The organism is Pseudomonas sp. NFACC08-1, from assembly GCF_900106735.1.
GTDB lineage: Bacteria > Pseudomonadota > Gammaproteobacteria > Pseudomonadales > Pseudomonadaceae > Aquipseudomonas > Aquipseudomonas fluorescens_Q.
The window spans coordinates 86,784-100,681 of record NZ_FNNL01000014.1 but is presented as its reverse complement, the minus strand read 5'-3'; the positions used below and the strand labels follow the sequence as shown (position 1 = coordinate 100,681).

At 60.6% G+C, this 13,898-nt stretch carries 13 protein-coding genes; 6 read left to right on the top strand and 7 right to left on the bottom strand.

The genetic code is table 11. From position 1 onward, the window contains the following. Nucleotides 1–353: 353 nt before the first annotated feature. Nucleotides 354–2,963, bottom strand: coding sequence for a bifunctional aconitate hydratase 2/2-methylisocitrate dehydratase (gene acnB, locus BLU76_RS24455; protein ID WP_003202783.1), 2,610 nt, complete (start codon nucleotides 2,961–2,963; stop codon nucleotides 354–356). Nucleotides 2,964–3,370: 407 nt separating this feature from the next. Between acnB and BLU76_RS24450 the strand changes: the two genes are divergently transcribed. Then, a complete protein-coding gene (locus tag BLU76_RS24450; protein WP_003202781.1) occupies nucleotides 3,371–3,841 on the top strand; it encodes a DUF1289 domain-containing protein in 471 nt (156 codons plus the stop codon). A gap of 367 nt (nucleotides 3,842–4,208) precedes the next feature. Here BLU76_RS24450 and BLU76_RS24445 read toward each other — a convergent pair whose 3' ends face one another. Beyond that, nucleotides 4,209–5,072 carry a universal stress protein gene (locus BLU76_RS24445; RefSeq protein ID WP_072341820.1) on the bottom strand — a complete coding sequence of 288 codons (864 nt, stop codon included), beginning with the start codon at nucleotides 5,070–5,072 and terminating at the stop codon, nucleotides 4,209–4,211. Between the two features lie 178 nt (nucleotides 5,073–5,250). Between BLU76_RS24445 and BLU76_RS24440 the strand changes: the two genes are divergently transcribed. After that, nucleotides 5,251–5,856: a MiaE family protein gene (locus BLU76_RS24440; protein ID WP_060741958.1), complete on the top strand. Its 606-nt coding sequence runs from the start codon at nucleotides 5,251–5,253 to the stop codon at nucleotides 5,854–5,856. Nucleotides 5,857–6,001: 145 nt separating this feature from the next. Here BLU76_RS24440 and BLU76_RS24435 read toward each other — a convergent pair whose 3' ends face one another. From BLU76_RS24435 to BLU76_RS24425, 3 genes are all read right to left on the bottom strand, one after another. Further along, a complete protein-coding gene (locus tag BLU76_RS24435; protein WP_092145963.1) occupies nucleotides 6,002–6,490 on the bottom strand; it encodes a GFA family protein in 489 nt (162 codons plus the stop codon). A 127-nt stretch (nucleotides 6,491–6,617) separates the two neighbouring features. After that, complete coding sequence (locus BLU76_RS24430; protein ID WP_063320723.1) at nucleotides 6,618–7,235, bottom strand: DNA-3-methyladenine glycosylase family protein; 618 nt, start codon at nucleotides 7,233–7,235, stop codon at nucleotides 6,618–6,620. Nucleotides 7,236–7,258: 23 nt separating this feature from the next. Beyond that, nucleotides 7,259–8,341: a bifunctional transcriptional activator/DNA repair enzyme AdaA gene (locus tag BLU76_RS24425; RefSeq protein WP_092145961.1), complete on the bottom strand. Its 1,083-nt coding sequence runs from the start codon at nucleotides 8,339–8,341 to the stop codon at nucleotides 7,259–7,261. 145 nt (nucleotides 8,342–8,486) lie between these two features. Here BLU76_RS24425 and BLU76_RS24420 point away from each other — a divergent pair, with 145 nt between their 5' ends. Beyond that, nucleotides 8,487–8,951 (top strand): hypothetical protein, encoded by a 465-nt coding sequence (locus BLU76_RS24420; protein ID WP_092146059.1) that lies wholly within the window; start codon nucleotides 8,487–8,489, stop codon nucleotides 8,949–8,951. 68 nt (nucleotides 8,952–9,019) lie between these two features. Here the strand turns inward: BLU76_RS24420 and BLU76_RS24415 are convergent, their stop codons facing one another. Further along, the gene (locus BLU76_RS24415) at nucleotides 9,020–10,474 is read right to left on the bottom strand and encodes a TrkH family potassium uptake protein (protein ID WP_063320725.1); all 1,455 of its coding nucleotides are present in this window, start codon (nucleotides 10,472–10,474) and stop codon (nucleotides 9,020–9,022) included. A gap of 143 nt (nucleotides 10,475–10,617) precedes the next feature. On the opposite strand from BLU76_RS24415, the gene BLU76_RS24410 reads away from it, so the two are divergent. Next, nucleotides 10,618–11,205: a LysE family translocator gene (locus BLU76_RS24410; RefSeq protein ID WP_092145959.1), complete on the top strand. Its 588-nt coding sequence runs from the start codon at nucleotides 10,618–10,620 to the stop codon at nucleotides 11,203–11,205. A 218-nt stretch (nucleotides 11,206–11,423) separates the two neighbouring features. On the opposite strand, the gene BLU76_RS24405 is transcribed toward BLU76_RS24410, so the two are convergent. Next, on the bottom strand, nucleotides 11,424–12,248 hold the full coding sequence (locus tag BLU76_RS24405) for a helix-turn-helix transcriptional regulator (RefSeq protein WP_072341797.1): 825 nt from the start codon (nucleotides 12,246–12,248) through the stop codon (nucleotides 11,424–11,426). A 138-nt stretch (nucleotides 12,249–12,386) separates the two neighbouring features. On the opposite strand from BLU76_RS24405, the gene BLU76_RS24400 reads away from it, so the two are divergent. Then, nucleotides 12,387–13,349 carry a GGDEF domain-containing protein gene (locus BLU76_RS24400; RefSeq protein WP_063325048.1) on the top strand — a complete coding sequence of 321 codons (963 nt, stop codon included), beginning with the start codon at nucleotides 12,387–12,389 and terminating at the stop codon, nucleotides 13,347–13,349. A gap of 139 nt (nucleotides 13,350–13,488) precedes the next feature. Then, nucleotides 13,489–13,845, top strand: coding sequence for a hypothetical protein (locus BLU76_RS31605; protein ID WP_170867321.1), 357 nt, complete (start codon nucleotides 13,489–13,491; stop codon nucleotides 13,843–13,845). The last annotated feature ends 53 nt before the right edge of the window (nucleotides 13,846–13,898 follow it).

Sequence of the window (13,898 nt, the reverse complement as noted above, 5' to 3'; positions counted from 1 at the left end):
TTGGTGGCGATTACGGCGTTGGTCTACTCCCTGATGGCCTGACCGGCCCACACGGGTTGTGGTGGCGAGCACAAATCTGCCAATCGCCACCATTCCCCGGTGGCGAGGGAGCTTGCTCCCGCTGGGGCGCGAAGCGGCCCTGAGTCCTGACGACTCGGTGTGTCAGGTAAGTGGTTGGGGCTGCTGCGCAGCCCAGCGGGAGCAAGCTCCCTCGCCACAGGAGATCGGCCTGTCAGATAGACCGACGTTAGTCTGCTCGCGATGGCGGTGGTTCGGCTGGTATCGAAATGACAGGCATAAAAAAACGCCGCCCCTCGCAAGAAGGGCGGCGTTTTTCGTCGAGCGTCTAAGCCTTAGGCTTGAACGACCGGGATGTTGGCGTTTGCAGCCGCTTCACGGAACTCGGCGATCTGGTCGAAGCTCAGGTAGCGGTACACGTCCGCTGCCATGCTGTCGATCTTGCCGGCGTATTCCATGTACTCCTCGACGGTCGGCAGGCGACCCAGGATCGAAGCCACGGACGCCAGTTCGGCCGAAGCCAGGTAGACGTTCGCGCCGTCACCCAGGCGGTTCGGGAAGTTACGGGTCGACGTCGACACCACGGTGCTGTTCGGCTCAACGCGTGCCTGGTTACCCATGCACAGCGAGCAGCCTGGCATTTCCATGCGTGCGCCGGCCTTGCCGTAGATGCCGTAGTAGCCTTCTTCGGTCAGTTGGTGAGCGTCCATCTTGGTCGGCGGCGACAGCCACAGACGGGTTGGCAGCTGGCCCTTGACCTGCTCCAGCAGCTTGCCGGCAGCGCGGAAGTGACCGATGTTGGTCATGCACGAACCGATGAACACTTCGTCGATCTTCTCGCCAGCCACGCTGGAGAGCAGACGGGCGTCGTCCGGGTCGTTCGGCGCGCAGAGCACCGGCTCGCTGATGTCGGCCAGATCGATTTCGATGACTTCGGCGTATTCGGCGTCGGCATCGGCTTCCATCAGTTGCGGGTTGGCGATCCAGGCTTCCATCGCTTGGGCGCGACGTTCCAGGGTCCGGGCATCACCGTAGCCTTCGCCGATCATCCAGCGCAGCAGGGTGATGTTGGACTGCAGGTACTCGGTGATCGATTCTTTTGACAGCTTGATGGTGCAACCGGCAGCCGAGCGTTCGGCCGAGGCGTCGGACAGTTCAAAAGCCTGTTCCAGGGTCAGGCCTTCCAGGCCTTCGATTTCCAGGATGCGGCCGGAGAAGGCGTTTTTCTTGCCTTTCTTCTCGACCGTCAGCAGACCGTTCTGGATGGCGAAGTACGGAATGGCATGAACCAGGTCACGCAGGGTGATGCCAGGTTTCATCTTGCCTTTGAAGCGCACCAGGATCGATTCCGGCATGTCCAGCGGCATGACGCCAGTGGCAGCGGCGAACGCGACCAGGCCAGAACCGGCCGGGAACGAGATGCCCATCGGGAAGCGGGTGTGCGAGTCACCACCGGTACCGACGGTGTCTGGCAGCAGCATGCGGTTCAGCCACGAGTGGATGATGCCGTCGCCCGGACGCAGGGAAACGCCGCCGCGGGTCATGATGAAGTCAGGCAGGGTGTGGTGGGTGGTGACGTCGATCGGCTTTGGATAGGCTGCGGTGTGGCAGAAGGACTGCATCACCAGGTCAGCCGAGAAGCCCAGGCACGCCAGGTCTTTCAGTTCGTCACGGGTCATTGGACCGGTGGTGTCCTGGGAGCCCACGGTGGTCATTTTCGGTTCGCAGTAGGTGCCAGGACGTACGCCTTGGCCTTCTGCCAGGCCACAAGCCTTGCCGACCATCTTCTGCGCCAGGGTGAAGCCCTTGGTGCTTTCAGCGGGAGCTTCAGGTTTCTTGAACAGGTCGAACGGTGGCAGGCCCAGCTCGGCGCGAGCCTTCTCGGTCAGGCCACGGCCAATGATCAGCGGAATACGGCCGCCGGCACGGACTTCGTCCAACAGTACGGGGGTCTTCATTTCGAAGGTGGTGATGACTTCGTCGGTACCGTGCTTGCAGACTTTGCCTGCATGTGGGTACAGGTCGATCACGTCGCCCATGTTCATGTTCGAAACGTCGAACTCGATTGGCAGTGCGCCGGCATCTTCCATGGTGTTGTAGAAGATCGGAGCGATTTTGCTGCCGAAGCAGAAACCGCCAGCGCGCTTGTTCGGCACATAAGGAATGTCGTCGCCGAAGAACCACAGCACCGAGTTGGTCGCCGATTTACGCGAGGAACCGGTACCGACCACGTCACCGACGTAGGCGATCGGGAAGCCTTGGCCGCGCATTTCTTCGATCTGCTTCATCGGGCCGGTCTTGCCTTGCTCGTCCGGAACGATGCCGTCACGGGCCATTTTCAGCATGGCCAGGGCGTGCAGCGGGATGTCGGGACGCGACCAGGCGTCTGGAGCAGGGGACAGGTCGTCGGTGTTGGTTTCGCCGGTTACCTTGAACACACGCAGGCTGATCTTGTCGGCCAGCACCGGGCGCTTCTTGAACCATTCGCCGTCAGCCCAGGACTGCAGCACGGCCTTGGCGTGAACGTTGCCGTTCTTGGCTTTTTCAGCCACGTCGTGGAAGGCATCGAACATCAGCAGGGTGTGCTTGAGTTCTTCGGCGGCTACCGGCGCCAGCTCGGCGTCGTCCAGCAGTTCCACCAGGGTCACGATGTTATAGCCGCCCTGCATGGTGCCGAGCAGTTCAACGGCACGCTTCTTGTCCAGCAGAGGGGATTGGGCCTGGCCCTTGGCCAGGGCGGACAGGAAGCCGGCCTTGACGTAGGCAGCCTCGTCGACTCCAGGCGGAACGCGATTGGTGATCAGGTCAACGAGGAAAGCTTCTTCGCCAGCCGGAGGATTTTTCAGCAGCTCGATCAGGCCTGCGGTTTGTTCGGCGTTAAGCGGCTGGGGAACGATACCCAGGGCTGCGCGCTCTTCGATATGTTTGCGGTAGGCTTCAAGCACAGTTATTACCCTCATCAGTGGTCCCAAATGGGTGTCCGGGACGCTCATCCAGGAACCCACGGTACTCATGCGCGTCGACGGCTTTTTGAGCCATCACGCCAGAGTTTCCGCACGTTCCTCACAGAAGCTGCTTTCAAAGTTTTACGCCTGCAGAACGGGAGCTGATGAGGGTTGGCGTTGGGCTTTCCCCGCTGGAAAGACCCTTCGCCAACACCGCTCTGAAGGAACGACTGTGCTCGTGACGCTTTGAAAACAGCTTCTAACGGACATTGGCGCCTTAAAAGGCTGGCTGATTCTACGGGAAAAAAAAATTAAAGGTAAGTTGGGCCTGGAAGTTTGAGGGGTGATCAATCTTAGACAAAGGGCTAACATGCCGGCCTGTCCTGCTTTTGCGTGTGCGTTTCCTTATGCCCAACCAGCTCATCAAGACCCCCTGCGTCGGCCTTTGCTCCACTGTCTACGGTGACCTGGTGTGCCGTGGCTGCAAGCGATTCCACCATGAAGTGATTCACTGGAACGGCTACAACGAGGACGAAAAGCGCGCGGTGTGGATGCGGCTCGAGCAACTGTTGGTGCAGGTGATGGTGGCCAAGTTGGAGGTTTTCGACCCGGTATTGCTGCGCCAGCAACTGGAGTCGCGCAAGATCCGCTTTGTGCCGCACCAGTCGGAATATTGCTGGGCCTATCAGTTGATCGCCAGGGGGGCGCGGGTGATCAACAACCTGGAAGCCTACGGCATGGTGCTGATGCCGGAGTTTCGCGACTGGGACCTGCCAGACCTGCGCGACGCCATTGATCGGGAATTTTTCCTCCTGTCCGAAGCCCACTACCAGCGCTACATCGCGCCGGGGTTCTTGAAGGATGCGATTGGCGGCTGACTCCCCAGCCATTTATGCAAAGGCGTTTTTGTGCCCGGGAGCTTTTGTGGCGAGGGAGCTTGCTCCCGCTCGGCTGCGCAGCAGACGCCTGGATTTTTCAGGACCGGAAATTTTTAAGATCAAGAGCGAGGGGCGCTTCGCAACCCAGCGGGAGCAAGCTCCCTCGCCACAAAAAGCCCATTTGATCGTTCCCACGCGCAGCAAAGGAATGCATCCCGTGACGCTCTGCGTCACTTTGCAGAAGCGGAACGCGGAGCGTCCCTGGCGGCGTTCCCACGCGGGAGCGTGGGAACGATCGCATCAAGAGCGAGGGTCGCTTCGCAACCCAGCGGGAGCAAGCTCCCTCGCCACAAAAAGCCCATTCGCTTTATTCCTTGACCGCCAACTCCACCAGATGGTCCTCGACCTCCTGCGGCTTGAGCACCAGCACATCGCTTTCCAGCGTATCGAGCACGGCCTCGGCGGTGTTGCCGATCAGCACCCCGGACAACCCCGAACGGGCCACGGTGCCGATCACCGTCACCGCCGCCTGCAGCTTGCGCGCCATGTACGGAATCAATACGTCCGCTGGGCCTTCTTCGATGTGCAGATGCTGGTCGTCGATGTCGAACTCGGCCTGGAATGCCCGGCATTGTTCGCGATAGCGGGCCTCGATGGTTTCCTTGAGCTGGAACGTCGGGTCGGCGGACGAAAGCATCGGTGTGGGGTGGGCACTGATCACGTGCAAGTGGGCCTTGGCGAGGAGGGCGATGTCATAGCCATGATCGATGATGGTGGAGTGCAGGTGGCGATGCTCGCCGTCGGCATTGCCAACGTCGACGGCGGCCAGGATCACCTTGTCTTTCCAGGAACCGGCGGTTTTCACCAGCAGCACCGGGGTTGGGCAGTGGCGGAGCAGCTTCCAGTCCGCCGGGGTCAGCAGGGCTTTTTTCAGCGGGCTGTCGGGGAAGTGCTGCTTGATCACCAGACCGCAACCTTCCGCCTGCTGCACGTCGATGATGGTGTCGTGGAGGCTTTCGTTCCAGGCCTGCTCGGTGGTGACGCTGTAGCCGTCGGCCAGCAGTGCGGCCTTGAGCACGCTGAGCAGGCCGGCATGGTCATGCTTTTTGTCACACACCAGCAGGTGCAGGTGGGCCTGGGTCACTCCGGCGATCAGTTTGGCGCGCTTGAGCGCCAGGCTTTCCGAATGTTCGGGCTCAATAACCACCAGGATGCTGCGAATGGCTTGCATGATCGGCGTTCTCCTGCAATGAAAAGGCTGGCGTTGCTCAACTATAGTTGTTGTGGGGCAGTCTAGTTGCTGTAGGTGAGTCTTTGACTTGATGCATATCAACGGCGGTGGCTGGTGGTCTGGGGGCAGGCCGGTATAATCGGCGCCCTTCGCTCGACTACCTTTTCCCGTGAGCCCCATGAATCTTCCCGAAATTCACGAATTCCTTGGTTGCCGCACCCCCGATGCCTGGGTCCAGGCCGCGTTGGCTGACCAGGAAACGTTGCTGATCGACCACAAGAACTGCGAGTTCAAGGCGGCCAGCACTGCCCTGAGCCTGATCGCCAAATACCATTCCCACGTCGACCTGATCAATCTGATGTCGCGCCTGGCCCGGGAAGAGCTGGTGCATCACGAGCAGGTCATGCGCTTGATGAAAAAGCGCAAGATCGGTTTGCGTCAGCTCTCCGCCGGGCGTTATGCCTCGGGGCTGCGCAAGGTGGTACGCAGCCACGAACCGGTCAAGCTGGTGGACACCCTGGTGGTTGGCGCCTTCATCGAGGCCCGCAGTTGCGAGCGTTTCGAGGCCTTGGTGCCGCATCTGGATGAAGAACTGGGCAAGTTCTATTTCGGTTTGCTGAAAAGCGAAGCCCGGCATTTCCAGGGCTACCTGAAACTGGCTTACCAGTACGGTGACGCCAAGGATATTGCCCAGGTGATCGACAAGGTCCGTGAGGCCGAGCGGGAGCTGATCGAATCGCCGGATGTGGAGTTTCGTTTCCACAGTGGTGTGCCGGCTCGATAGTTCAAAGGGATAGTTCAGAGGGATAGTGCAGAGATGCCGGTCCTGACGTCCTCGCGAGCAAGCTCGCTTCCGCAGGGGATTTGTGAATTTCCCAAGTCCAATGTGGGAGCTTGCTCGCGATGGGGCCTTATGCAGCACTGCATCTCTAAGTGACCAGCCCCAGGCGCTCGTGCCACTGGGCAATGGACTCCTCGGGATAAACCTCGAACTGCCGATCGTCCGGATGCGCCTCGACTTCCACCCACGACGCCCTGGAACCCAGCATCAGGTGGGTGTGCTCCGGCGGTACCGGCAGCGGTGTGTCGATGGCCGAGGCAAAGGGGTGAACCAGCTCCGGCCATTCGGGGCTGAACAGCCATAGCCCCGAACCGCACAAGGAACAGAAATGCCGTTCGGCACTGCTGCGGTGGGCGCGTTTATCGCCTTCGTCCTTGAGTCGTGCGTGGTAGATCGAGATGTGCTTGCGACCGCGCACCTTCAGGCTCTGGGCATCGCCCCCCAGGTTGATCGCAAAACCGCCGCCGCCCTGGGTCTTGCGGCAGATCGAGCAGTAGCAGCGCTGATAAGGGTAGGGGTGGGCGCTGTCGAGGGTGAACGACACGGCGCCGCAGTGGCAGGATCCTTCGAGCTGCATGGGAACCTCCGATTGGGGACTGTAATGACTCTGGACAGCCTGGGCGGCCCGATGTTCTGGGCAGTGAAACGCATGGCTGACATGCGGACGCTATCGCGAGCAAGCTCGCGATGAACGAAGACACGGTCTAACGACCGGGCACTCGCCACAAATACCACGCCGCCACCGTCCGATAAGGGCTCCACGCCAGGCCGATCTCAATCATCTGCTTGCGGCTGGGCTGTCGTTCCAACCCCTTTAGCCGTCGATAACCTTCGCGTACGCCAAAGTCATCGGCCGGCAGGATGTCGGGGCGTTCCAGGCTGTAGATTAGTAGCATTTCCACGGTCCAACGCCCGACGCCGCGCAAGCTGACCAGGCGTTCGATCAACGCTTCATCCTCCATCGCCCGCGCTGTGGCGTAATCCGGCACGATTCCGTCCAGCGTCGCCTGGGCGATGCCCTGGATCGTCGCGATCTTGCTGGCTGAAAACCCGCAGCCGCGCAATTGCGCAACGTCTGTCGCCAGGATCTGTCCGGGATGGGGGAATGTCTGCGCCGGGAACAACGCCAGCAGCCGACCGAGGATGGCATCGCCTGCCTTGGCGTGCAGTTGCTGGTAGGCAATCGCCCGCACCAAGGCTTCATAGGGATCGCGGGCCGGCTTGGGTTGCAGCAGGCAAGGGCCGATCGCCTCGACGTGACGTCGCCAGTCTTCGTCGAGACTTGCCAGCAACGCGCTGGCGTCGTGGTAGGGCACAGGCATCGGGTATTTGTTCTCCGGGGCGCTCAAAACGCCAGGGGCAGCGAAACCTGCACCGCGGCTTTCTCCAGCCGTAGCAGAAATGCCTTGCGCGGCTGTCCGCCACCATAGCCGGTCAACGAGCCATCCGCCCCGATCACTCGATGGCAGGGAATGACGATGGCCAAGCGATTCTGCCCGTTGGCCAGGCCCACGGCGCGGCTGGCGCCCGGGCTGCCCAGCGCCGTGGCGATGCCGCCGTAGCTGCGGGTTTCGCCGTAGGGAATCTTTTGCAGTTCAGCCCAGACCCGTACGGCGAAGGCGCTGCCCGGCATGTGCAGCGGAACGTTGAATGCCGTGAGCTTGCCGGCGAAATATTCGGCCAGTTCGGTTTCGATCTGTTGCAAATGAGCGTTGTGCCCCGGCGCAACCGTGTAGCCGTAGCGTAGCTGCAGCTCTTCCAGCTCCTTGGTCAGGGCCGGGCGGTCGAGGAATTCCAGCAGCACCAGGCCTCGTCGTTCGGCCATGGCCAGCATGGGGCCCAACGGTGTGGTCAGGCGGGTGAACAGCAAAGGTTCGCTGAGGGCTGCGCGGCCCGGCGTGATGTGAAAGGATTTCACGAAGGCGTCACGAAAACCGCTCAATGACTCATAACCGGAGTCGAATGCGGCGTTGTCGATGGAGTTGCCGTCCTTGATGCCGCCCAAGGCGATGCCCAGGCGGCGGGTGCGCAGATAGGCGTGAAAGGTCATGCCGAAATGTTGCTTGAACCAGCGGCGCAATTTCAGTGGCTCGATACCTTGTTCCAGCAACAAGGCATCGGTCCAGCGCAGGTCGGGTTCGGCGTCCACGGTTTTGAGCAGGGCCTGGATCCAGTCTGGCGCGATGGCGGCGGCGTCCAGGGGCTTGCAGCGCAGGCAGGCCCGGTAACCGGCCGACATGGCTTCGTCGGCATGGGCGAAGAACTCCACGTTCTCCGGTTTCGGCTTGCGCGCGGTGCAACTGGGGCGACAGAAAATACCGGTGGTCTTGACCGCAGTGAAGAACACCCCCTCGTAGGCGGTGTCTCGTTCGAGCATGGCGCGGACCATCTCGGCATGGGGCGGGAGCAGCGAGTCGTGTAGGTTCATGGGCCTGAGCATAGAGCCGTGCCTGGAACGACTCCACCGAAAAATCGACAGTGAATTTCCGTTCACTTGGTCGGACGGTCACGAACAAAAATTGAACCTGAGAGTCTTAAAGGTTCAACCGTTGTTTTTGTCTTTCGGAGACATCATGTCCAAACATAAGAAATCTCTCATCGCCGTTGCTGTCTGTGCCTTGGCGTTCGGTGCCTCGGCCTTGCTGCCTGCTGAGTTGTCGCCTATCGGTTCGAGCTATGCCGCAGGCAATGGCGGCGGTGGTGGCAATGGTGGGGGTGGCGGTCACGGTGGAGGAAATGGCGGTGGTCACGGTGGTGGCCAGGGCCATGACAAGTCTGGTGATTCCAGCGGCCTTGGCAAAGGATTGGCTAGCGACCACACCGGTACCCGCACCCGCGATCATGGCCTGAGCGGCAAGCACACCGGCACCACCCGCACCGATCGCACCAGCAAGTCCTCGCTGACTTCGACCATCGCCAAGGACCGTGATACCCGTGGCCTGACCAAGGCATCGGCGATTTCCACCGCTACGCCAGGTACCCACAACACCAAGGGCCTGACCAACGCGACCAGCTCTTCGATCAAGAACGACCGCTGATCGCTTGAAAAAAGCCGCGACGCCTGTTCAGGGCATCGCGGCTTTTTTTTGTCTTGTGTCCGATGTCTTCAATACTTCCAGAACACCGGCGTGAACAACACCAGTACCGTCAGGATCTCCAGCCGACCCAGCAGCATGCCTATGGTCAGCAGCCACTTCGCCGCATCCGGCAAGGTCGAGAAGTTGCCGGCTGGCCCGATGATCGTGCCCAGCCCGGGCCCCACGTTGCACACGGCGGTGGCCGCGCCGGTCAGGGCGGTGGTCCAGTCCAGACCGATCAGCGCCAGCCCCAGGGCGATAGCGCCAATGGTGATGGTGAAGAAGAACGAGAAGGTCAGCAGCGAGCGGACGATCTCTTCGTCGATGGGGTGATCGTTGTATTTTTTCTGGATCACCGCCCGGGGATGGATCAGTTGTTTCAGGCTGCCCATCAATAACTCGCCGGCTACCTGGAAGCGGAAGATCTTCAGTCCGCCGGCCGTCGATCCCGAGCAACCGCCAACGAACGTCAAATAGAAGAACAGCAGCAAGGCAAAGCTGCCCCATAGGGTGTAGTCGCCCAGCGCCACGCCCGTGGTGGTGACCACCGACGTCACGTTGACGGCCACGATACGGACAGCATCCCACCAGCTGTAGTCACTGTTCAGGCTCAGCCAGGTCCCCACGATGAGCCAGGTGATGACCAGGAATCCGACGAATCCCTTGACTTGCTGGTCCTTGAGCAACGCGCGTTTGTGGCCGCGCAAGGTGGCGACGTACAAAGTGAAGGGCAGCGCGCCTGCCATCATGACGACCACCGACACCCAGTGAATGGCCGGTTGGGGCCAATGCCCCAGGGAAGCATCCGATGTGGAAAAGCCACCCGTGGAAATCAACGACATCGCATGGTTGATCGCTTCGAAGGGCGTCATGCCGGCCAGCCACAAGGCCAGGGTGGCGAGAGCGGTCAAGCCGACATAGATCCACAGGATGTAGTTCGCCGCGACATGGGAGCGCGGCGTGACTTTCTCTGACCAGTCCGACGACTCGGTCTGGAACAGCCGCATGCCGCCGACCCGCAGCAATGGCAGGATCGCCACCGCCATGCCGATAAAGCCGATCCCGCCGAGCCAGTGCAACATCGAGCGCCAGATCAACAGGCCGGGAGAGGCCGTGTCCAGGCCGGTCAGGATGGTTGAGCCGGTGGTGGTGATGCCCGACATGGTCTCGAAAAAGGCATCGGTGTAGCTGATGTGCTGGATGAACACCATGGGCAGGGCGGCGAAGCTGCAAACGATGACCCAACTGGCGGTGGTCAACAGGTACATGTCCCGCGGGCGCATCTGGGTGTGTGCTGGCCGACCACGCGCCACTAACGCGATGCCGCAGACGAAGGTGATCAGGCTCGACCACAAAAACGCCGAGAGGTCATCGTTGCGCTCGTATATCACCAGCGTCAAAAGCGGGATTGCCATGCTGGCAGCCAGGGTGATCAGGAAAATACCGAGGATGAAGCCAATAAACCGCACTACCGCAATGGACATAGAACACGCCTGGATGAATGAGCCGCACAGTATTGTTTTTGTGAAGGGCTGATGGGTAGCCCCCTTGGGCAGTTTTGTTCAATACCGCCTGCGATTGGCAATTTACCTTGATCGTCCCCTCACAGATATAAAGAAGGTATGCGATGAGTTTGATTCTTTCCATGGCGGCGTTTGCCCTGGTCGCCTCCATTACACCTGGCCCGGTCAATATCGTCGCCCTCAGCTCCGGGGCGCGGTACGGGTTTCGTGCGACGTTGCGCCATGTGGGCGGTGCAACCCTGGGGTTTGTCTTGCTGCTGGTGCTGATGGGGTTGGGATTGCATGAAGTGTTGCAACGCTGGCCTGGCCTCACACGGGTGGTGCAACTGGGCGGCGTGGCGTTCCTGTTGTTCATGGCCTGGAAACTGGTGATGGATAACGGGCACCTGGGAGGCGAGGACGAGGGACGGGCGCCTTCGATGTTCTATGGCGCGTTGATGCAATGGCTCAACCCCAAGGCGTGGCTGGCCTGCGTGGCGGGAATGGGGGCATTCGTGGCCGATGGCGAGGCGCGGCTGGTGTGGCAGTTTGCGGCGATCTACCTGGTGATCTGCTACGTCTCGGTGGGCTGCTGGGCTTACGCCGGGAGTTTTCTGCGCAGCTGGCTGGGTAATCCGGCGACCATGCGCCTGTTCAATCGGACGATGGCGGTGTTATTGGTGGCCAGTGCGGTGTATTTATTGTTGCCGTGAGCAGAAGTGGCGGGCAATCCGGGCTTTTGAGACGAGTGCTATTGTGGCCCTAATCCGCATTTTCGAGGCGGGGATGCTGTTGTGGCGAGGGAGCTTGCTCCCGCTCGACTGCGCAGCAGTCGCCCAGAATCGAGGGCTACTGCGTAGCCCAGCGGGAGCAAGCTCCCTCGCCACAGAGGTCCACCTGTTTTTGGTCCAAACAAGGTGGTGGGGCAGTATCAGCCGCGATACTGGCCGGGCGTGGCCGCCAGGTGTTGCTTGAAGGCACGCTGGAAATGCGCCTGGTCGGCAAACCCGCTGTCCAGCGCCACGTCGGCGATCAGCTTGCCTTCGCGCAATTGGCGCCGGGCAAACTGGATTCGGCGGTTGACCAGGAAGGCGTGGGGCGTCATCCCGTAATGGCGCTTGAAGGCTCGGCTCAGGTAGGACGGCGACAGTTGCGCGGCGGTGCAGATGTCTTCCAGCTTCAAGGCTTCGCTGCAATGGTCGTGGATAAACTGTGCCGCACGCATCAGGCTCGGATGGCTGCCACGATCCGGGCGACCGGCAGGGTTGAGCCGTTGTTGCAGGTCAATGAAAAATGCCTCGGCGGCGGCGTGCTTGTCGCCAGCGTCGAGTTGCTCGTCTACCAATTGTCCATACAGTTTTTCCAACGCGGTAAACAGTTCCACGTCGCGGCTGTGGGTGGTGGCGAAACCCTGGAAATCCAGGCTTTCGTCAAAGCCGACACGGCGCTGCAAGTCTCTGAGCCATTGGGTGTCGACGTACAACATCACGTAGGACCAAGGCTGATCGTCGATTGGGTTGCACGCGTGAACGTCGCCCGGGTTCATCAGCACCACCGTGCCACTTTCCACCTGGAATTTCGATCGTTCGTGAAGGTAGGTGCTGCGCCCAGCGGTGATCGCGCCGATGGAAAAGTGGTCATGGGAGTGGCGCGAATAGCAGACCTTGCGCCCATCGCCGATGGCCCGGGCTTCGATGAAGGGCAGGGCCGCGTCGCGCCAGAAGCGTGGGGCGTCGTCATGGGGGGCGTGCTTCATCGGTCAGCGTCCTCGTCTTGAACTTGAGTGGCAGTGTATTAGTCCTGACCGGCAAATGCCCGTCGGATTTAGCCCGTTCGGTTTGAAGGGCTGGGGTCCTGGGCTAGACTTCATGAAGTCCTGCCAATGGAGTTTCCGATGCTTGCGCCACGCAAACCGGACGACGAAGCCGCTCGCCTCAAAAATCTGCACTCGCTCAAGCTGCTTGATACCGCACCTGAAGAACGGTTTGACCGCCTGACCCGTCTTGCCCGACGTCTGTTTGACGTGCCCATCGCCCTGGTGTCCCTGGTGGACGCCAACCGGCAGTGGTTCAAGTCCAGCGCCGGCCTGGACGCCAGCGAAACCCCGCGGGAAGTTTCCTTTTGCGGACATGCGATCTTGCAGGATCAGATCCTGGAAATCTGCGACGCGGAGCAGGACGAGCGCTTTCACGACAATCCGTTGGTCACGGACAAGCCTGGCATTCGTTTCTACGCCGGGCATCCGCTGGGGCTGGAGGACGGTAGCAAACTCGGTACGTTGTGCCTGCTCGACACCCGGCCGCGCAAACTCAATGATGAGGAGCGCGAACTGCTGCGCGACTTGGCGCGCATGGCCGAGCAGGAAATGGTCGCGGTGCAGATGGCGAGCATGGACGAGCTCACGCTGCTATCCAATCGACGGGGCTTCAGGACGTTGGCCCAGCATGCGCTGAATGTGTGTGATCGCTTGTCGCGACCGGCGACGTTGCTGTTTTTCGATCTCAACGACTTCAAGCCGATCAACGACCGTTATGGCCACGCCGAGGGCGACAACGCGCTGAAAACCTTCGCCGATGTGCTGCGTATCGCCTTTCGCGAAAGTGACGTGATCGGTCGCCTGGGCGGTGATGAGTTCGTGGCGTTGCTCACCGGTTCTTCCCATGTCGAGATAGCGGCAATCATGGCGCGCCTCAAGGAAATCCTCGATGAGCGCAATGCGATGTTGCAGCGTGGCTATGACATTCGTTTCAGCGTCGGCCAGATCGAGTACGACGCCCAGCGTCATCAGTTGATCGACAATCTATTGGCTGACGCGGACGCGGCGATGTATGCGCAGAAACAGGCGCTACGCAGCTAGCACAAGCCAACCCCCGATCACACAGGGATTTATGTTGGTCGAAGAACCGAGACTCCCCCCTCATTCAATGGCGAGGGAGCTTGCTCCCGCTGGGGCACGCAGCGGCCCTGGAGCCCGGCGACGCGGTGGATCAGGTTGATTGAGTGAGCTTGAGAGGGGCTGCTGCGCAGCCCAGCGGGAGCAAGCTCCCTCGCCACAAAAGCTCAAAAGCTCAAAAGCACAAAAGCACAAAAGCACAAAAGCACAAAAGCACAAAAGCACAAAAGCACAAAAGCTCAAAAACTCAAAAACTCAAAAACTCAAAAACTCAAAAACTCAAAAACTCAAAAACTCAAAAACATCCCGGTCGACCAACCGACTTGCTCTTGAAATTGACACTGATTCGAGGCATTCCCTTAACCCACGCCGTGCCCAATCCCCGTGGCGAGGGAGCTTGCTCCCGCTGGGGCGCGCAGCGGCCCTAGAATCCGGCGACGCGGTGGATCAGGTTGATTGAGTGAGCTTGAGAGGGGGCTGCTGCGCAGCCCAGCGGGAGCAAGCTCCCTCGCC

What these genes read in the sequence shown, in the direction of transcription:
- BLU76_RS24445 (WP_072341820.1), bottom strand. Translation starts at nt 5,072, where the DNA reads ATGCAAGCCATTCGCAGCATCCTGGTGGTTATTGAGCCCGAACATTCG.
- BLU76_RS24415 (WP_063320725.1), bottom strand. Translation starts at nt 10,474, where the DNA reads ATGTCCATTGCGGTAGTGCGGTTTATTGGCTTCATCCTCGGTATTTTC.
- BLU76_RS24450 (WP_003202781.1), top strand. Translation starts at nt 3,371, where the DNA reads ATGCCCAACCAGCTCATCAAGACCCCCTGCGTCGGCCTTTGCTCCACT.
- BLU76_RS24430 (WP_063320723.1), bottom strand. Translation starts at nt 7,235, where the DNA reads ATGCCTGTGCCCTACCACGACGCCAGCGCGTTGCTGGCAAGTCTCGAC.
- BLU76_RS24420 (WP_092146059.1), top strand. Translation starts at nt 8,487, where the DNA reads ATGTCCAAACATAAGAAATCTCTCATCGCCGTTGCTGTCTGTGCCTTG.
- BLU76_RS24405 (WP_072341797.1), bottom strand. Translation starts at nt 12,248, where the DNA reads ATGAAGCACGCCCCCCATGACGACGCCCCACGCTTCTGGCGCGACGCG.
- BLU76_RS24440 (WP_060741958.1), top strand. Translation starts at nt 5,251, where the DNA reads ATGAATCTTCCCGAAATTCACGAATTCCTTGGTTGCCGCACCCCCGAT.
- BLU76_RS24400 (WP_063325048.1), top strand. Translation starts at nt 12,387, where the DNA reads ATGCTTGCGCCACGCAAACCGGACGACGAAGCCGCTCGCCTCAAAAAT.
- BLU76_RS24410 (WP_092145959.1), top strand. Translation starts at nt 10,618, where the DNA reads ATGAGTTTGATTCTTTCCATGGCGGCGTTTGCCCTGGTCGCCTCCATT.
- BLU76_RS24425 (WP_092145961.1), bottom strand. Translation starts at nt 8,341, where the DNA reads ATGAACCTACACGACTCGCTGCTCCCGCCCCATGCCGAGATGGTCCGC.
- BLU76_RS24435 (WP_092145963.1), bottom strand. Translation starts at nt 6,490, where the DNA reads ATGCAGCTCGAAGGATCCTGCCACTGCGGCGCCGTGTCGTTCACCCTC.